Annotated in this window: 18 protein-coding genes; 10 read left to right on the forward strand and 8 right to left on the reverse strand. The window is 72.0% G+C overall.

Going from position 1 to position 17,860, the window contains the following annotated elements; genetic code table 11:
• Positions 1-42: 42 nt before the first annotated feature.
• A complete protein-coding gene (locus KMS84_RS07355) occupies positions 43-789 on the reverse strand; it encodes an SCO2525 family SAM-dependent methyltransferase (protein ID WP_256915252.1) in 747 nt (248 codons plus the stop codon).
• 184 nt (positions 790-973) lie between these two features.
• Between KMS84_RS07355 and KMS84_RS07360 the strand changes: the two genes are divergently transcribed.
• Complete coding sequence (locus KMS84_RS07360) at positions 974-1,438, forward strand: GNAT family N-acetyltransferase (RefSeq protein ID WP_256915253.1); 465 nt, start codon at positions 974-976, stop codon at positions 1,436-1,438.
• Here the strand turns inward: KMS84_RS07360 and KMS84_RS07365 are convergent.
• Positions 1,419-1,871, reverse strand: coding sequence for a protein-tyrosine phosphatase family protein (locus KMS84_RS07365; protein ID WP_256915254.1), 453 nt, complete (start codon positions 1,869-1,871; stop codon positions 1,419-1,421). The two genes, KMS84_RS07360 and KMS84_RS07365, sit on opposite strands and share 20 nt — an antisense overlap.
• Before the next feature lie 80 nt (positions 1,872-1,951).
• Between KMS84_RS07365 and KMS84_RS07370 the strand changes: the two genes are divergently transcribed.
• Both KMS84_RS07370 and KMS84_RS07375 read left to right on the forward strand, forming a co-directional pair.
• A complete protein-coding gene (locus KMS84_RS07370) occupies positions 1,952-2,554 on the forward strand; it encodes a SigE family RNA polymerase sigma factor (RefSeq protein WP_256915255.1) in 603 nt (200 codons plus the stop codon).
• Positions 2,551-3,465 carry a hypothetical protein gene (locus KMS84_RS07375; protein WP_256915256.1) on the forward strand — a complete coding sequence of 305 codons (915 nt, stop codon included), beginning with the start codon at positions 2,551-2,553 and terminating at the stop codon, positions 3,463-3,465. The genes KMS84_RS07370 and KMS84_RS07375 overlap by 4 nt, the downstream gene beginning before the upstream one ends.
• A 129-nt stretch (positions 3,466-3,594) precedes the next feature.
• On the opposite strand, the gene KMS84_RS07380 is transcribed toward KMS84_RS07375, so the two are convergent.
• A complete protein-coding gene (locus tag KMS84_RS07380; RefSeq protein ID WP_256915257.1) occupies positions 3,595-4,290 on the reverse strand; it encodes a tellurite resistance TerB family protein in 696 nt (231 codons plus the stop codon).
• Positions 4,291-4,473: 183 nt separating this feature from the next.
• Positions 4,474-6,195 carry a 2-isopropylmalate synthase gene (gene leuA, locus KMS84_RS07385; RefSeq protein ID WP_256915258.1) on the reverse strand — a complete coding sequence of 574 codons (1,722 nt, stop codon included), beginning with the start codon at positions 6,193-6,195 and terminating at the stop codon, positions 4,474-4,476.
• Between the two features lie 353 nt (positions 6,196-6,548).
• On the opposite strand from leuA, the gene KMS84_RS07390 reads away from it, so the two are divergent.
• The 4 genes from KMS84_RS07390 (at position 6,549) to KMS84_RS07405 (ending at position 10,582) form a co-directional block, all read left to right on the forward strand.
• Positions 6,549-7,619, forward strand: a complete 1,071-nt coding sequence (locus KMS84_RS07390; RefSeq protein WP_256915259.1) for a M4 family metallopeptidase — start codon at positions 6,549-6,551, stop codon at positions 7,617-7,619.
• A 21-nt stretch (positions 7,620-7,640) separates the two neighbouring features.
• Positions 7,641-7,907, forward strand: coding sequence for a protealysin inhibitor emfourin (locus tag KMS84_RS07395; protein WP_256915260.1), 267 nt, complete (start codon positions 7,641-7,643; stop codon positions 7,905-7,907).
• Between the two features lie 81 nt (positions 7,908-7,988).
• Positions 7,989-9,326: a GH1 family beta-glucosidase gene (locus KMS84_RS07400; RefSeq protein ID WP_256915261.1), complete on the forward strand. Its 1,338-nt coding sequence runs from the start codon at positions 7,989-7,991 to the stop codon at positions 9,324-9,326.
• Entirely contained in the window at positions 9,323-10,582 is a 1,260-nt protein-coding gene (locus tag KMS84_RS07405) for an MFS transporter (RefSeq protein ID WP_256915262.1), read from the forward strand. Before KMS84_RS07400 ends, KMS84_RS07405 begins: the two co-directional genes overlap by 4 nt.
• Positions 10,583-10,639: 57 nt before the next feature.
• On the opposite strand, the gene KMS84_RS07410 is transcribed toward KMS84_RS07405, so the two are convergent.
• Positions 10,640-11,494, reverse strand: a complete 855-nt coding sequence (locus KMS84_RS07410) for an NAD-dependent epimerase/dehydratase family protein (protein ID WP_256915263.1) — start codon at positions 11,492-11,494, stop codon at positions 10,640-10,642.
• A gap of 125 nt (positions 11,495-11,619) precedes the next feature.
• Between KMS84_RS07410 and KMS84_RS07415 the strand changes: the two genes are divergently transcribed.
• Positions 11,620-12,468, forward strand: a complete 849-nt coding sequence (locus KMS84_RS07415) for a helix-turn-helix transcriptional regulator (RefSeq protein ID WP_256915264.1) — start codon at positions 11,620-11,622, stop codon at positions 12,466-12,468.
• Here the strand turns inward: KMS84_RS07415 and era are convergent.
• Positions 12,465-13,418 (reverse strand): GTPase Era, encoded by a 954-nt coding sequence (era, locus tag KMS84_RS07420; protein ID WP_256915265.1) that lies wholly within the window; start codon positions 13,416-13,418, stop codon positions 12,465-12,467. The two genes, KMS84_RS07415 and era, sit on opposite strands and share 4 nt — an antisense overlap.
• Before the next feature lie 173 nt (positions 13,419-13,591).
• Here era and KMS84_RS07425 point away from each other — a divergent pair, with 173 nt between their 5' ends.
• On the forward strand, positions 13,592-14,902 hold the full coding sequence (locus tag KMS84_RS07425; protein WP_256915266.1) for an ammonium transporter: 1,311 nt from the start codon (positions 13,592-13,594) through the stop codon (positions 14,900-14,902).
• A complete protein-coding gene (locus KMS84_RS07430; protein ID WP_256915267.1) occupies positions 14,899-15,237 on the forward strand; it encodes a P-II family nitrogen regulator in 339 nt (112 codons plus the stop codon). The genes KMS84_RS07425 and KMS84_RS07430 overlap by 4 nt, the downstream gene beginning before the upstream one ends.
• Here the strand turns inward: KMS84_RS07430 and KMS84_RS07435 are convergent.
• Together KMS84_RS07435 and KMS84_RS07440 are read right to left on the reverse strand one after the other, a co-directional pair.
• On the reverse strand, positions 15,234-16,265 hold the full coding sequence (locus KMS84_RS07435; RefSeq protein WP_256915268.1) for a WxL protein peptidoglycan domain-containing protein: 1,032 nt from the start codon (positions 16,263-16,265) through the stop codon (positions 15,234-15,236). The two genes, KMS84_RS07430 and KMS84_RS07435, sit on opposite strands and share 4 nt — an antisense overlap.
• 91 nt (positions 16,266-16,356) lie before the next feature.
• Positions 16,357-17,697: a beta-xylosidase gene (locus tag KMS84_RS07440; RefSeq protein ID WP_256915269.1), complete on the reverse strand. Its 1,341-nt coding sequence runs from the start codon at positions 17,695-17,697 to the stop codon at positions 16,357-16,359.
• Positions 17,698-17,860: the final 163 nt, after the last annotated feature.

The following is a 17,860-nucleotide window of genomic DNA, read 5'->3' on the forward strand; positions in this document are numbered from 1 at the left end:
GTGTCCCCTCACAGATCGCTTCGCCCCCGCCGGCAGGGCCGTTCAGGAGTTACCCGTTCGGCGGAATCCGCAAGCAAGGATCATGGAGGTGTATCCCGGGCGCACCTCTCCCGGCTCGCCCACGCGGTAGATCCGCAGGCGCTCGGCATATCCGTCGATGCTGTCGCGGATGTCGGATTCACTCACGTCACAGGCGGGGAACGGGGTTTCGCCCACCCAGTAGCCCTCGGAATGTTCCATGAACGCCGCCGCGAAGGGCGCGCCAGGAGTGAGGGAGCGCAAAAAGCACTCCACGCCTTCCTGGAACTCCTCGTAGGAGGTGGAAAGGGATTCGGCGACGAAGAACATGGTTCCGATCTGCCACTGCTCGGGCCGGTCCACCAGCGCGAAGATGTCGCCCTGCTCGACCTGGGCCACTTCGCCGAACCGCTTCCAGGGCCCGTCCGCCATCTGGGCATAGGCGTCTTCCTGGCACAGCACCCGCCAGAAGGCGTCCCAGCCGTGGTCGTGGCGGTCGAACTGCTGCTTCAGGTAATGCAGGTTCGGCGTCGCCCGGTCCAGCAAGGTGATCTCGTCGCACCACGGGAGCATCGTGAAGGTGGGATAGAGATTGGCCCCCGCGCCCACGTCGATGCCCCGCAGGCGACCACCCGGCGATCGACGGAAATGATCACTGAAGTGGGCGCGGACGATCGACATGATCTCCGAGTCGACCGGTAGCAGGGTGCGGTAGTTCTTCCGGACGTAGGCCACGGGGTCGAAGGCGTCCCATCGTGCCTCTGCGTTCAACTGCCCTGGTTTACCCGATGATCCCAAAGACATGCCCCACGGTATCAATAGGCTCGATCCCCGGTCTGCGCCGATTCCGATTGCGGCCGGACGGAAGAGGCACCGGGGGCGCACGGCAGCACTCGGTCCGACAGCGTCGCTGCCGGTACTTGAACGGCCCGAACCGCTGGGCAATTCTGGTTCGATGCCAGCCACTCGCCCGTCCCTACGGGTACGCACCGCCCTCGAGACGGACATGTACGACATCACCCTCCTGGACAAGGAGGTGTTCCCGGGCCTCCCCTATCCGCACTTCGTCCTGCGACAGTTCCTCGACGCGCTCGCCGACCACCTGTTCGTGGTCCACGACGACGAGCGGCTGTGCGGGTACGTGCTGGCGACTCCGCCGGCCGGGGGCCAGGGCTGGATCCTGACCCTCGGCGTCGCCCCCGGGGTGCGCCGGCAGGGGCTGGCCCGGCAACTGATGAAGGAAGCCCTGGGGAAACTCAGGGCGGAGGGGGCGCGTACCGCCCGGCTGGCGGTCAAGCCGGACAACCACCGGGCGATCGCGCTCTACAAGTCCCTGGGCTTCGTGCAGGACGACGGCGCTTCCCGCAAGGACTACTACGGCAACGGCGAGGACCGCGTCCTCATGACCCTGGAGCTGTGAACCCCCGCACATACCCCCGCTGCCAAGGCGTCTCCACCGCGCGTGGGTGGTAGTGGTCGCGGACGTAGCGCACCGCCTTCTCGGGGGGCACGCCGTCCAGGACCGCCAGGCAGGCCAGGGCCGTGCCGGTGCGGCCGCGGCCTCCGTGGCAGGCGATCTCGACGCGTTCGTCGGCCGCGCGGCGCCACGCGTCGGTGAGGGCGGCGCGGGCGTCCCGGCGGTCGGCGGGGAGGCGGAAGTCGGGCCAGCGGACCCAGCGGGACTCCCAGGCGGGCCGCTCGGGGCGCGCGCCGAGGAGGTAGAGGCCGTAGGCCGGGGACGGCGCCGCGGGGTCCAGGGGGTGGCGCAGGCCGCGGCCGCGGACCAGGCGGCCGGACGGCAGTCGCAGCACTCCGGGGTCGGTGGCGCACCAGGCCCACGCATCGTTCTCCATCACTCCATTCGAACCCCGTGACGGATGCCGGGCAACCGATTCCGCCCGACCGGTGGTCTGGAGGGCGAGGAGGGTGCTTGATGCAGGCCGAACAAGAGGACCGGTTCCAGGAGTTCGTCAGAGCCCGTTGGTCCCGGCTCGTGCGGACCGCCTATCTGCTCACGGGCGACGTCCATCACGCGGAGGACCTGACGCAGACCGCGCTGGCGAAGGCGTACCGGTCGTGGCGGCGGATATCGCGCAGCGACAACCCGGAGGCCTACGTCCGGCGGATGCTCGTCAGCTGCAACAGCGACCGGTTCCGCAAGCGGAGGGTCGTCGAGGCGCTGACCGCGGCGCCGCCCGAGCGCGCGGGCCGGGACGAGGGCGCGGGGCGGATCGAGGAGCGGGGCTCCCTGATGGCCGGGCTGGCCCAACTCCCGCCGAAGCAAAGGGCGGTGGTGGTGCTGCGGTACTGGGAGGACCTGTCGGAGGCGGAGGTGGCCGAGGTGCTGGGCTGCTCGCAGGGCACGGTCAAGAGCCAGGCGTCGAAGGGGCTGGCGAAGCTGCGCTCGTATCCGGGGCTGGCCGCAGGCCGCGCGACGCCCGACGGCGGGGCGCGGCCGGGGCCGCGACCCCGGACCCAGCCGCCGCCGTCGCCGCCGTCGCAGCCGCAGTCGCAGCCGCTAGGAGTCCGTGGATGAACGAGTCGTACGAACAAGGAGAGTTGGAGGAATGGATGCGTGAGATCCTCGCGAAGGACGCGTACACGATTCACCCCTCGTCGGCGCCCTATCCGGCGATCCGGCGGCGGGGACTGGCCGAGCGGCGGCGGCGCGTGGCGGTGACCGGGGCGGTGCTGGCGGCGCTGGCCGCGGTGCCGGTGGGCGCCTACGCGGTGAACGGCGGGGGCGGGGGCCGGGGCGCCGACACCGCCGCGCCGAACCCGTCGGTGAGCGCCCCGCACGCCCCTGCGGCGAAGCCGTCCTCGGCGCCGGACGACCCGGCGCGGCCCGCCACGAAGGGGCAGTTGCTCGACGGCATCACCTTCGAGCAGGCGGCGCAGGGGCTGAAGGCATGTCTGCGCGCCGAGAGCGCGCCCCCCGGCAGCGCCCGTGGTCTGGGCAAGGCCAAGGACTACCGGATCGTCCTGGCGCTCAAGAAGACCGGGGACTCCAACAGCGCGGGCGACGGCATCAACGTCGTCGCGGTGAAGGAGAAGCCGGCCGGCTTCCGGGTGGTGTGCACCCTGGAGGGCGGGGAGGCCTCCGGCATCAGCGTCAGCTCGAGCGACGCCGGTCCGCCGGACGCGGGTCCGGTGCTGCCCGACGTCAACGGGGGCAAGCTCTACCAGCAGTCGTTCATCGACAAGGGGCACTGGAAGCTGCCCTTCCGCTGGGGGGTCATCGGCACGGTGGAGCCGTCGGTCGCCAAGGTGACCGTCTCCTACGGGGGCAGCCGCGCGACGGCCGTCCTGGACGGGCCGTGGTTCGTCGCCGCGGGCATGCTGAACCGGCAGGTCACGCTGGCCCCGCACATCAAGGGCTACGACGCGGCGGGCAAGCTCGTCTACGACTCCGACACGGACAGCACCTACCAGCGGACCCTGCCGTAGGGCGGTCTCCTACGCCCCTGAGCCCCTGAGCCCCTGCGGCGGCCTGGGAGCGCTACGGCACTCCGGGAGCGCTCCGGCCCTGGCGGGGTCCGCGGCGCCCGCCGCCCGTGCGAGCGCGCCGCGGGCGGGTCAGGACGGGGTTCCCGCGGCGGCGAGCAGGCGGCTCACGTCGTCCGCGCAGATCGTCAGGGCCGCGCCGACCGTGGTGAGGACCTCCCGTTCGGCCGGGGTGTACGGGCCGTCGGCCAGGGCGATGCGGGCGCCCTGCAGCAGGATCGATTCGCGGCCGGCCGGCGCGAGGTGGGCGGCGAGCGGGTCGAGGGCCTCGTGGAGCTCTATGGCGAGACCGGGACCGTAGGACTCGCCGTAGTTGCGTCCGGTGTCGGAGGCGAGGGCGTCGACGAGCGCGGAGAGCTGTTCCTCGGTGCAGTCGGTGAAGCCGGCCGCACGCACCGCGCCCGCCGCGGTCTCCAGGGACGTGCGGGAACAGGCGCCGCCGGCGGACAGGACCGCGAGGGCGACGGTGTGGACGGCGTCGCGCAGCATCGCCGAGAAGCGCACGGTGGTGGGGTGGTCGAGGACGTCGGTGCCGTAGTGGTCCCGGCAGGCGGCGCACTCGACGACCGGGCCGGTCTCGCCGCGCGGCACGAGCGGCACGCCGAGGACGGTGAAGCGGCGCTGTCCGGTCAGCCGCAGGTAGTTGCGGTCTCCGCCGCAGCCCGGGCAGAAGAACTCGCCGTCGCCGACGGGCGTCCACGCGGTGCGGGTGCCCAGGATGTGGGCAAGCCTGGTGACACGGCCGTCTCGTCCCCGTTCTGGCAGCACGTCGCACCTCCGTAACCCCGTGGCAACATCGCCACGTCTGCGTGATGTTAGCCACAGGGGAGAGGTGTAGTCAGCACCCAGGACGAGACCTTTCCGTGACCTCCACGCGGCGGTGGCCGAAAAAGGCGGGACCCCGCTCGTCGGTGTCGACGAGCGGGGTCCGCAAACCGCCGGTCAGGGTGGTCAGCGCGTCGCGCGGTTGACGGCCGAGACGACCGCCTTCAGCGACGCACGTGTCGTGTTCGCGTCGATGCCGATGCCCCACAGGACCTTGTCGCCGATCGCGCACTCGATGTACGAGGCGGCCTGCGCGGAGGCGCCCTCGCTCATCGTGTGCTCCTGGTAGTCCAGCAGCCGTACGTCGATGCCGACGGACTGCAGGGCGTCGAAGAAGGCCGAGATCGGACCATTGCCGGAGCCGGTCAGCACGGTGTCCTCGCCGTCGACGGTGGCCTCGACCTTGAGGGTGTCCACGCCGTCGGTGTCGGTGGTCGACTGGCCGTTCCTGACCTGGATGCGGCCCCAGGGGTTCTCGGGGTTCGGCAGGTACTCGTCCTGGAAGACCGACCAGATGGCGCCGCCGGTGACCTCGCCGCCCTCGGCGTCCGTCTTGGCCTGGATGATCTTCGAGAACTCGATCTGCATCCGGCGCGGCAGGTCCAGCTTGTGGTCGTTCTTCAGGACGTAGGCGATGCCGCCCTTGCCGGACTGCGAGTTGACGCGGATGACGGCCTCGTAGGACCGGCCGACGTCCTTCGGGTCGATCGGCAGGTACGGGACCGCCCACTCGATGTCGTCGACGGTGACGCCCTTCGCGGCCGCGTCGGCCTCCATGGCGTCGAAGCCCTTCTTGATGGCGTCCTGGTGGGAGCCGGAGAAGGACGTGTAGACCAGGTCGCCCACGTACGGGTGGCGCGGGTGGACCTCCATCTGGTTGCAGTACTCCCACGTGCGACGGATCTCGTCGATGTCGGAGAAGTCGATCTGCGGGTCGACGCCCTGGGAGAACAGGTTCATGCCCAGGGTGACCAGGTCGACGTTGCCGGTGCGCTCGCCCTGTCCGAACAGGCAGCCCTCGACGCGGTCGGCGCCGGCCATCAGCGCCAGCTCGGCGGCGGCGACGGCGGTGCCGCGGTCGTTGTGCGGGTGGACCGAGACGCAGACGTGCTCGCGGCGGGAGAGGTTGCGGCTCATCCACTCGAAGCGGTCGGCGTGGGTGGAGGGCGTCGAGCGCTCGACGGTGGCCGGCAGGTTCAGGATGATCTCGCGGCCCGGGCCGGGCTGGTAGACGTCCATCACCGCCTCGCAGACCTCCAGGGCGAAGTCCAGCTCGGTGTCGGTGAAGATCTCGGGGCTGTACTGGTAGCCGAACTCGGTCTCGGGGCCCAGCAGTTTCTCGGCGTACTCGACGACCAGGCGGGTGCCGTCGACGGCGATCTGCTTGATGTCGTCCTTGGAGCCGCGGAAGACCACACGGCGGAAGACGGGGGCCGTGGCGTTGTACAGGTGGACGGTCGCGCGCCGGGCGCCCTTCAGGGACTCCACGGTCCGCTCGATCAGGTCCTCACGGGCCTGGGTCAGTACGGAGATCGTGACGTCGTCCGGGATCGCGCCCTCTTCCTCGATGATCGAGCGCACGAAGTCGAAGTCGGTCTGACCCGAGGCGGGAAAGCCGACCTCGATCTCCTTGTAGCCCATCTTGACCAGCTGGTCGAACATCCGGCGCTTGCGCTCGGGCGACATGGGGTCGATCAGGGCCTGGTTGCCGTCGCGCAGGTCGGTGGAGAGCCAGCGGGGGGCGGCGGTGATCCGGTTGTTCGGCCAGGTGCGGTCGGGGATGTCGACCTGGTCGTACCGGCCGTACTTGTGGACCGGCATCTGGCTGGGCTGCTGGCGGTTCGCCATGGGGCGTTGGCTCCTCGTGGTGACCGGAGTGTCTCCGGACGGAAGACGGCCGACGCGCAACACCAAGCACCGCGGGGAGGGGGTCGGCCTCGACTACAGGCCCTCGCCGCGGCAGCTAAGGAGAAGCAGCCCGAAACGCATAGTGCTCCGCACTTTAGCCGAGCCGCCGAGGTCGCGCGGGTCCGTATCAGTATGCGGGACCGGCGGGAACAGAGACAGGGAAATCATGGAAAAGGGGACAAAACGTGTGCCATACCACTCGCGGTCGGTGATCTGCCGCGTTTGTCACCGTTTTTCACCGATCATGGTTGCCTGTAGTGACAGGGAGATAACACAGTGCAAGGGTGCGGGACATGACGACTCACGGGGGCTCCGAGCCCGTCTTCTGCACCGTCGTACCGCCGCACGTCCTCGACCGGCTGGCGCGCAACGACGACCCCGCACTCTCCGGTCCCGCCCGGCGCACCCTGCTGCGCGACAGCGAGCTGCGCGCCCGCCGCCGGGTGACCACCGAGTTCCGCCTGGCCGCCGCGCCCGCGGCGAAAGCGCCGTCGGACCAGCCGCTGCGGACGATCTACGACTGCGCGCACGGCACCGACCTGCCCGGCGGCAAGGTCCGCTCCGAGGGCCAGGAACCGGGCCGCGACGCGACCGTCAACCGCGCCTACTCCGGTCTCGGCGCCACCTTCGACCTCTACCTCAAGGCCTACCGACGCCACTCCATCGACGGCGACGGCCTGCCCCTGGACGCCAGCGTCCACTACGACGAGGGCTACAACAACGCCTTCTGGAACGGCGAGCAGATGGTGTTCGGCGACGGTGACGGCGAGATCTTCGTCGACTTCACCAACTCCGTCGACGTGATCGGGCACGAGCTCACCCACGGCGTCACGCAGTACACGGCGAACCTGACCTACTACGGCCAGCCGGGCGCGCTCAACGAGTCGATGTCCGACGTGTTCGGCTCGCTCATCAAGCAGTACTCGCTCGGCCAGACCGCCGCCGAGGCCGACTGGCTGATCGGCGCGGGCCTGCTCGCCCCGGGCGTCACCGGCGCCGCCCTGCGCTCGATGAAGGCCCCGGGGACCGCGTACGACGACGACGTCCTCGGCAAGGACCCGCAGCCCGCGACGATGGACGACTACGTCCGCACCGGCCGCGACAACGGCGGCGTCCACATCAACTCCGGCATCCCCAACCACGCGTTCTACCTCGTCGCCACCGCCCTGGGCGGCCACGCCTGGGAGAAGGCGGGTCAGATCTGGTACGACGTGCTGACCGGCGGCGAGCTCGAGGAGAAGGCCTTCTTCACCGACTTCGCGGGACTCACCGTGAAGGCCGCGCGCGAGCGCTTCGGCGACGGCGGCGACGAGTCGCAGGCCGTGAAGAAGGCCTGGGAGCAGGTCGGGGTGCGGATCCTGTAGTTCCGTACTACACAGGGACCCATGCGTATTCAGGTGAGGCGCACGGGCGGGTTCGCGGGCATCGAGCGCAGGGCCGAGGTGGACACGGCGGGGCGGCCCGACGCCGGCGAGTGGCACGCCCTGGCCGAGCAGGCGGTGGCCGGCGGCCGGGGCGCACCCCCGCCGGTGGTTCCGGACGGCTTCAGCTACGAGATCACCGTGGACGGCGAGCGGGTCTACGCGGCCGATCCCCGGCTCACCGCGGAGCAGCGGACGCTGATCGCGCGCGTACTGAAGGAAGGGGCGTGAGCGGCCCCTGACGCGCCGTCCGAACTACCGGTTCACGCTGGGGCGTTGACTTCCTTACCCAGCGGTAAGGATGATCCCGCCATGGCGAACGATCCGCGTGCCGCGGCCCACCCGATCCCCCCGTTCCCGGCAGGCTTCCTGTGGGGCGTGTCCACCTCCGCCCATCAGATCGAGGGCGCGGCCGACGCGCGCGAGCCGTCCGTCTGGGACGCCTTCACCGCCGAGCCGGGGCGGGTCAAGGACGGCTCGACGGCCGCCGTGGCGTGCGACCACTACCACCGTCACACCGAGGACGTGGCGCTCCTGGCCGGGCTCGGCGTGGACGCGTACCGCTTCTCGGTCTCCTGGCCGCGGGTGAACTCCCCCGGCGGGCTGGACTTCTACGACCGTCTGGTCGACGAGCTGCTGGCAGCGGGCGTGCGCCCGGTCCCCACCCTCTTCCACTGGGACCTGCCGGTGGACCTGGACTGGCTGGAACGGGACACGGCGTCCCGGTTCGCGGAGTACTCCTCAACGGTCGTGGGCCGCCTGGGCGACCGCGTCCAGAAGTGGATCACCCTCAACGAGCCCGCCGAGCACACCCTGCTCGGCCACGCGCTCGGCACCCACGCCCCCGGCAAACAGCTGCTCTTCGACGCGCTGCCGGTCGCCCACCACCAGCTCCTGGCCCACGGGCTGGCCGTGCAGGCGCTGCGCGCGGCCGGCGCCGGCGACATCGGCATCGCCAACTCCCACGGCCCGACCTGGCCCGCGTCCCAGGAGCCGGCCGACCTGGAGGCGGCGGCGTTCTACGACGTGCTGCTGAACCGCCTGTTCGCCGAACCGCTGCTGCTGGGCGAGTACCCCGAGGGGCTCGGCGACCTGATGCCGGGCGACGTGGCGGCCGACCTGAAGGTGATCTCCGAACCGCTCGACTGGTACGGGATCAACTACTACGCGCCCACCCGGGTGGGCGCGCCGCAGGGCACGGAGATCGAGTTCGGCGGGATCACCATGCCGGCCGAACTGCCCTTCTCCGTCCAGGAGATCGAGGGCGTGCCGGTGACGGACTTCGGCTGGCCGGTGGTCCCCGAGGGCCTCACCGAGCTGCTGACGACCTTCCGGGACCGCTACGGCGACCGCCTTCCGCCGGTCGTCATCACCGAGAACGGCTGCTCCTACGAGGGCCTCGACGACCAGGCCCGCATCGCCTACCTGGACGGCCACCTGCGCGCCCTGCACCGGGCGCTGGAGGCGGGCGTCGACGTGCGCGGCTACTTCGTGTGGTCGCTCCTGGACAACTTCGAGTGGGCGGAGGGGTACGCCCGCCGCTTCGGCCTGGTCCACGTCGACTTCGCGACGCAGGAGCGGACCCCGAAGGCGTCGTACGCCTGGCTGCGGGACGTGCTGGGCGCGCAGAGAACGCGGACCCGGGGATGACGACGGCGGACAGCGTCCCGGCGGCCGCGCTGGCCGAGCCCGTCGAACGGGTCGGCCGGGGCTGGACGTCGGCCCTGTCCCTGGCCAACGGGGCGATCTGGGTGGGCTGGTACGGCCCGCTTCAGATCCTGCTGGCCTCCCAGGCCGAGGACTTCGCACCCGGGTCGGGCATGTCGAAGGAGACGATGCTCGCCTGGGTGACGGGGATCGGCGCGGTCGTCTCGCTGGCCGCCAACCCGCTCTTCGGCGCCCTGTCGGACCGGACGACGTCGCGGCGGGGCCGGCGCACGCCGTGGATCATGGCCGGAACGGCGGGCGGCGCGCTGTCCCTGCTGCTGCTCGCGGGCGCGGACGGCCTGTGGACGATGGCGCTGGGCTGGTGTCTGGTCCAGCTGACCCTGAACGCGGCCTTCGCCGCGGTGACGGCGGCCGTCCCCGACCAGGTGCCCCGGCTCCAGCGGGGTGCGGTGGGCGGCTGGCTGGGCGCCGCGCAGATCCTGGGCGTGGTCGGCGGCACCGGGCTCGCGACGGTCGCCGGCGGCGTCGGGGCGGGGTACGCGGCGTGCGCGGTGTTCACGCTGGCCGGCGTCCTGCCCTACGTCGTGCGGTACGAGGACCTGCGGCTGTCGCACACGGACCGGCCGGCCTGGTCCTGGCGGGGTTTCGCGGCCGGCTTCTGGCTGAGCCCGCGCCGCCACCCCGACCTCGGGTGGGCCTGGCTGACCCGCTTCCTGATGAACCTGAGCAACGCGCTGGTGCTGCTGTACCTCCTGTACTACCTGCGCGACCGCCTGCACCACGCCGACCCCGAGCAGGGCGTGCTGATCCTGACGGCGGTGAACGGGCTGACGCTGCTGGCCACGGTCGTCGTCGGCGGCGTCTGGTCGGACCGGGTGGGACGGCGCAAGCCGTTCGTGATCTGGTCCGGCGTGCTGATGGCGGTGGCGACGGCCGCGCTGGCGGCCTGGCAGACCTGGCCGGGCGCGATCGTCGCGGCGGCGGTGCTGGGCATCGGCTTCGGCGTGTTCACCTCGGTCGACTTCGCGCTGATGACGGACGTGCTGCCCGCGGCCGGGGACCGCGGCAAGGACCTCGGCATCATCAACGTGGCCAACTCGCTCCCCCAGGTCGCCGCTCCCGCCCTCGCCGCGCCCATCGTCACCTATCTGGGCGGCTACCGGATGCTGTACCTGGTGGCCGCCGTCGTCGGCCTCGCGGGCGCGGTGCTGGTGGGGCGGATCCGGGGCGTGGACTAGCGGGTGCCCGCCCGCCGGGACCCGGGGTCCGGCGGGCGGTCGCCCGGGCCCGGGCGGTCAGAGGGCTCCGGCCGCGCGGGCCGCGTACACGCTCGGATAGAGCGGGCGGTAGCCGAGCTCACGGCGTATGCGCTCGGTCGACATCACCTGGAAGAACGGGTCGGGGTCGGTGCGCTCGTGCAGCTCGGCCGGGACGGCGGCCCCGTTCAGCCGGTGCAGTTCCACCGCGGTGACGGGGGCGTCGTCGGCGACGTTGTAGATCCGGCCGGCGATGCCCGGCGCGTGCAGGAGGCGCAGCAGGCCCTGGGCCACGTCGGCGTGGTGGCCCATGTGCAGCCGCTGGGCCGCCGCCCACCGCCCGGCCCAGGTCAGCGCCTGGGCGAGATGCGGGTCCCCCTCGCCGTAGACGAAGGGGAGCCGGGCGACGCGCACGTCCAGGCCCTCCATGGCGAGCAGCTGCCGCTCGGCCTGCGCCTTCGACTCCGGGTAGGCGCCCCACCACGCGCCGCCGGGCCGCGTCTCGTCCTCCTCGGTCAGCGGGCGGCCCCGGCCCAGGCCGTACACCAGTCCCGTGCTGACCTGGACGAAGCGCCGGACGCCACCGGCGAGCGCGGCGCGGCCGAGTGCGACGGCCGCGTCCAGGTTGACGGCCCGCGCCTCGTCGTCGGGGACGCCTCGGAACGCCGCCGCGACGTTCACCACCGCGTCCGCCCCGGCCACCGCCCGGCCGAGCGCCTCCGCGTCCCGCAGATCGCCGGTGACGATCTCGGCGCCGAGCTCGGCGAAGCGCTCCGCGCGGGCGGCGTCCCGCACCAGCACCCGCACCCGCTCCCCCGGCCGTGCCTGCGCCAGCAGCCTCGGCACGAACCTCCGGCCGACCTGTCCCGTCGTGCCCGTCACCAGTGTCAGCATCGTCGTCCACTCCTCTTGTCCGGTGCGCCCAGCCTCGGACGGAGCGGGCCGGGCCGGGAGAGACCCGTCGATCAGGGGACCGGCAGTCCCTGGATAACAGGGGCGGCCTGGCGCAGCCTGGAGAGGTGAACCGAACCGAACTCGCCGACTTCCTGCGCCGCGAACGCGCCCGTCTGGCCCCCTCGGACGTGGGTCTCGTGCCGGGCGCCCGCCGCCGCACGCCGGGGCTGCGGCGCGAGGAGGTGGCGCAGCTGGCCGGCATGTCGGTGGACTACTACACGCGGCTGGAGCAGTGCCGGGGTCCGCGGCCGTCGCGGCAGATGCTGGCGGCGCTGGCCCGCGCTCTGCGCCTCACCGACGTCGAACGCGACCACCTGTTCCACCTGGCCGGCGAGGAGCCGCCGCGCCACGGGAGGTCGTCGCGGCACGTGGCGCCGGGGCTGCTGCTGATCCTGGACCGGCTGGACGACACACCCGCGCAGGTGGTGACCGACTGCGGCGAGGTCCTGGCGCAGAACGCGATGGCCCGGGCGCTGACCTTGGACGTGATGTCCCGCCCCCGGCGCGAGCGCAACCTGCTCCGCCGCTACTTCCTGGACCGCGAGGCCCGCGGTCTGTTCCCGCCGGAGGACCGGGAGGAGCACGCCCGCGTCCATGTGGCCAACCTGCGCGCGGTGACCGCCGCGCGCCCCGGCGACCCGGAACCGGCCGCGCTGGTGGCCGAACTCCGCGCCGGGAGCGAGGAGTTCGCCCGGCTGTGGGACGAGCACGAGGTGTCCCTGCGCCACCGGGCGACGAAACGCTTCCTGCATCCCGTGGTGGGCCTGCTGGAGCTGGACTGCGAGGTCCTGCTCAGCCACGAGCACCACCAGCTCCTGGTGATCCACACGGCCCGCCCGGGCACCGAGGCCCACGCGCGGCTCGCTCTGCTGCGCGTGGTGGGCCTCCAGGACATGTCCCCGCAGGGCGTCTAGAAGCCCAGCTTGCGCAACTGCTTCGGGTCGCGCTGCCAGTCCTTGGCGACCTTCACGTGCAGGTCCAGGAAGACGGGCGTGCCGAGGAGGGCCTCGATCTGCTTGCGGGACTTGATGCCGACGTCCTTCAGGCGCTTGCCCTTGGGGCCGATGATGATGCCCTTCTGGCTGGGGCGCTCGATGTAGATGTTGGCGTGGATGTCGAGGAGCGGCTTGTCGGCGGGCCGGTCCTCGCGCGGGAGCATCTCCTCGACGACGACCGCGATGGAGTGCGGCAGCTCGTCGCGGACGCCCTCCAGGGCCGCCTCGCGGATCAGCTCGGCGACCATCACCTGCTCGGGCTCGTCCGTCAGGTCGCCCTCGGGGTACAGCGGCGGGCTGTCCGGCAGCATCGGGATGAGCAGGTCGGCCAGCAGTTCGACCTGCGCCCCGGCGACCGCCGAGACCGGCACGATCTGCGCCCACTCGATGCCCAGCTCCTTGCCGAGCTGGTCGATGGCGATGAGCTGCTCGGCGAGGGCCTTGGAGTCCACGAGGTCGGTCTTGGTGACGACGGCGATCTTCGGGGTGCGCTTGATCCCGGCGAGCTCCTTGGCGATGAACCGGTCGCCGGGGCCCAGCTTCTCGTTGGCCGGCAGGCAGAAGCCGATGACGTCGACCTCGGCCCAGGTGGTGCGCACGACGTCGTTCAGCCGCTCGCCCAGCAGTGTGCGCGGCTTGTGCAGCCCCGGGGTGTCCACCAGGATCAGCTGGGCCTCGGGGCGGTGCACGATGCCCCGGACCGTGTGCCGGGTGGTCTGCGGACGGTTGGAGGTGATCGCCACCTTCTTCCCGACCAGAGCGTTCGTGAGGGTGGACTTGCCGGCGTTGGGGCGGCCCACGAAGCAGGCGAAGCCGGCACGGTGGGCGGACTCGGCCGACTGCTCGGATGACAGGTTGCGAACGCTCATGGCCCCCATTCTCCCTGATTCACGAAGCCCCGCCGTACACACGAGCGGCACGGCCCTCGCCGGTGAGCTCCCGGAAACCTCCACGCAACGAAACGTCACGGAAACATGTCCGTGCACAGCCGGAAACGCGGGGCGGTGAACCTCTGACGAGCCCCCGCACCGTTGGAGACCCCGTGACTCTGGCCGCCGCCCACGCGAACACCGGTGACACCGCCTGGCTGCTCGCCGCCACCGCCCTCGTCCTGCTGATGACCCCGGGTCTGGCGCTCTTCTACGGCGGCATGGTCCGCACGAAGAGCGTCCTCAACATGCTCATGATGAGCTTCGTGTCGATCGCGCTCGTCACCGTGGTGTGGCTGGCGGCCGGCTACTCCCTCGCCTTCGGCGGCGACGTGGCGGGCGGACTTATCGGCGGCCTGGACCACGCCGGCATGGCGGGGCTGGGTCCGGACAGCGTCCAGGGCACCGTCCCCACCCTCCTGTTCGCCACCTTCCAGCTCACCTTCGCGATCGTCACGGCCGCGCTGATCAGCGGCGCGATCGCGGACCGGGCGAAGTTCGGGGCGTGGCTGGTCTTCGTGCCGGTCTGGACGCTCCTCGTATACGTTCCCGTCGCGCACTGGGTCTGGGGCCCCGGTGGCTGGATCCTGGACCGGCTCGGCGCGCTGGACTTCGCCGGCGGCCTTCCGGTCGAGATCGCCTCGGGCGCCTCCGGTCTGGCGTTGTGCCTGGTCCTGGGCCCGCGCCTGGGCTTCAAGAAGGACGCGATGCGGCCGCACAACCTGCCCATGGTGATGCTGGGCGCGGGCCTGCTCTGGTTCGGCTGGTTCGGGTTCAACGCGGGCTCCGCCCTGGGCGCGAACGGCCTGGCGGCGGCCGCCTTCCTCAACACCCTCGCCGCGGGCTGCACCGGCCTGCTGGGCTGGCTGTTCGTCGAGCAGAAGCGCGACGGCCACCCGACGACGCTGGGCGCGGCCTCGGGCGCGGTCGCGGGCCTGGTGGCGATCACGCCCTCGTGCGGCTCGGTCTCCCTGCTCGGCGCGCTGGCGGTGGGCCTGGCCGCCGGCGTCGTCTGCTCGTACGCCGTGAGCTGGAAGTTCAAGCTGAACTACGACGACTCCCTCGACGTGGTCGGCGTGCACCTGGTGGGCGGCGTCATCGGCACGCTCCTCATCGGCGTCTTCGCGGTGGACACCATGACCGGCGGCACGCACGGCCTGCTGTACGGCGGCGGCCTCGCCCAGCTCGGCAGGCAGCTGGTCGCCGTGGCCGTCGTCGGGACATACGCCTTCACCGTGACGTTCGGCATCGGCAAGGCGCTCGACGCGGTGATCGGACTGCGGGCGGACGAGGACCACGAGCACACCGGGCTGGACCTTACGGTGCACGCCGAGACGGCATACGATCACGGCGTCCTGGGCCACGGCGCCCCGGTCTCCGCGCACTCCCTCCTCTCCGCCCAGAAGGTCAAGCCACAGGAATGAAGCTCATCACCGCGATCGTCAAGCCCTACCGCCTCGACGAGGTCAAGACGGCCCTGCAGGAGCTCGGCGTGCACGGCCTGACCGTGACCGAGGCCAGCGGCTACGGCCGCCAGCGCGGCCACACCGAGGTGTACCGGGGGGCCGAGTACCGGGTCGACCTCGTGCCCAAGGTCCGTATCGAGGTGGTCGTCGAGGACGCCGACTCCGAGACCGTGATCGACGCGATCGTGCGCGCCGCGCACACCGGCAAGATCGGCGACGGCAAGGTGTGGGCCGTGCCGGTCGAGACGGTCGTGCGGGTGCGCACGGGCGAGCGCGGGCCGGACGCGCTCTAGCCCCCGCCGGTCCGGCTGAGGTTCGGCCGCGGGCTCGCGGGGGCCGGACGCGCGGTTCCCCGCGTCCCCTCGGGGCGGCCTCGCCGGCGTCTGACCAGGAGCCACACCGCTGCCGCGAGCAGCGCCGCCACCGTCCCCAGCGCCGCCCACGGCACCGCGAGGAAGGACGCCGTCGCCGACTCCGTCGTCCTGGTGGCGCTCGCCGTCAGCGTGACGTGCGCCCGGTCGAGCTGGGGGGCGCCGGTCCAGCGTTCGGTGAGGCGCACGCGCTGGCCCGGGAGCAGCTGGGAGGGGACCTTCTTCAGGTCCCGGGTGAGCAGGGTGCGGCCGAACAGGCCGCTCGCCGTCAGCCGCACCGCGGGTTCCAGGGTGACGTTCCCGGTGTTGTGCAGCGTGTAGGAGATCGTCGCCGTGCTGTCGCCGGTGCCGGGGATCACCGGCTGGTGGTGGTCGACCCGCACGTTCTCGACGGCCAGGGCCGGCAGGGCGGGCCCGCCGACCTGGAGGTAGACCCGGGCGCCGACCGCGCGCTGCACGCCGAGCGCCAGGGAGCCGCCGCCGTCGTCGACCCGTTCGTCGAGGGCGACGATCGCTCCCGGGTGGTCGCCGGGTTCGGCGCCCTCGGGCACCTCGACGGTGAACGGCACGGTGACGGTTTCGCCGCCGGGGACGGTGACCCGGTCCCGCGGGAGCTTCGCCCACGCGCCCACGCCCCGCATCCGCTCGCCCAGCGACTTCACGGCGAACCCGCCGTCGCGCGCCGTGTTGTAGGCGTCGGCCGCGTACAGCCGGAACGACAGGGGCCGGGCCGTCTTGTTGGCGACGACGACCTTGTCCTCGATCGTCTGCCCGGGGTCGGCGGACACGTAGAAGTACGGCCGTGCGGCGACGGCCGAGGAGACGGGGTAGACGGACCAGCTGCCGTTGTCGGCGGCCCGGGCGGGCGCGGCGGACAGCAGGCCGAGCAGGGAGGTCAGGAGGGGTACGACGAGCAGGAGAGGCAGGAGGAGGACGTGCGGCTTGCGCATGGGTGCGGACCCCTCGCCGACTGGGCGGACGGGCGGGTGCGGACCCCCTGCGGGGTGGTCGCCCGGCCACCGGTGGACGTGATGCGTACGCTCAGGTGAGTGTCAGGGTCAGGACGCCGGCGTAGCTGCCCGCGGGCGTGAACGCCGGTACGTCGAGGGACAGTTGCGCGTCGGCGGTGAACTCGCCGCCGGTGGCCGTGCCGTCGGGCGTGGACGCCAGGGTCGCCCCCGAGGCGCCGACGGTGCCCGCCGAGCCGGCCTGACAGGTGCTCGGGCTGCCCGCCTTGGTCGTGCACGTGGGCGTCCAGCTCAGCTTGCCGGCGTCGATCTTGGCGCCGGGGCCGCTGAAGTCGGTGACCTTGCCGGTCAGGGACCAGCCCGCGGGGCCGCCGCGGAAGTCCTTGACGGTGACGGTCTGCAGGGCGCCGGTCGAGGCCCCGCCCTGTCCGAACTGGACCGCGGACAGCTGGACGGCGTCCCCGGCCTGGGACATCGACAGCGTGCCCGCCCGGACCGTGGTGGTCACCTTCTGGCTGCCGGCCGGCACGGGATGGTCGTCGATCACGACGTAGGCGACCGGTCCGGCGCCGAGGTCCGCACTCCAGGCGCCGCCCTCGTACGCCACCACACCGGTCGTGGTGAGGTCGTTGACGGCGAGCGAGCCGGAGATCCTGCCCTGGGCGTCGGCGGTCACGGTCGCCTTGTCCGCGGTCTGGGCGGACCCGGAGCGGCCGGCGAGCGTCACCGACGCGCCCGCGGTGAAGCCGCTGCCGCTGACGGAGACGGCCGCGCCGGGCGCGCCGGAGGCCGAACCCAGGGAGATGGCACGGGTGTTGGCGGGCGGGTTGTCGGCCGCCGTGACCGTCTCCGACACCGGGGCCGGCGGGTTGGTCACCGTGCAGGGCGTGTCCAGTTCCAGGATGTAGCTGGTGTGGATGTTGTAGTCGCCGGGCGAGAGGGTGATCGCGCCGGGCGTGGTGACCGTGAAGGTGCCCGTCATGGAGAACGACGGGAAGACGCCCTTGCCGGGCACCGGGTCGTTCTTCTTGGGGCCGGTGACGGTGACGCTGCCGGTCTGCGCGCCGCCGAGGGTGACCTTGCCCGTCGGCGTCATGATGTCGGCCGGCAGGGCGAGATCGGTGGGGTTGTTGGCGGCGGGCGTGACCACCGTGTACGTGACGGTGACGGTGTCGCCGACCTTGGCGCTGGTCCTGTCCGCGGTGATCTTCGCGGTGGTGGTGCCGTCGATCGGCGGGAGGCCCGCGATGGCGGGCGGGATGCAGTGCGTGGGGAAGCTGACATCGGTCGCGGCGCCGGCGGGGCACGCCAGCGCGCCCCCCGCGGTGAGCGCGAGCACGGTGACCCCGAGCAGCGATGCCCAGCGCCGTCTTCGCGAACTTCGGGTCCTTCGGGACCTCAGGGGTGAAGCCATGGTTGCCCCCTCCTCCGGGGAGTGCGGGCGCAGCGGCTCTTCTGCGCCGACAGGGGGCATTGAGATGCCGATCGCACGAGAAGTCAAGGGAAACGGCGCGGTCACCTGATGGACCGTCAGCTTCCTGCTGGGGCAGTGCGGCTGACGGTCCGTTGGCGCCGTT

Origin of the sequence: Streptomyces hilarionis, assembly GCF_024539675.1 — a bacterium.
GTDB classification, from domain to species: domain Bacteria; phylum Actinomycetota; class Actinomycetes; order Streptomycetales; family Streptomycetaceae; genus Streptomyces; species Streptomyces hilarionis.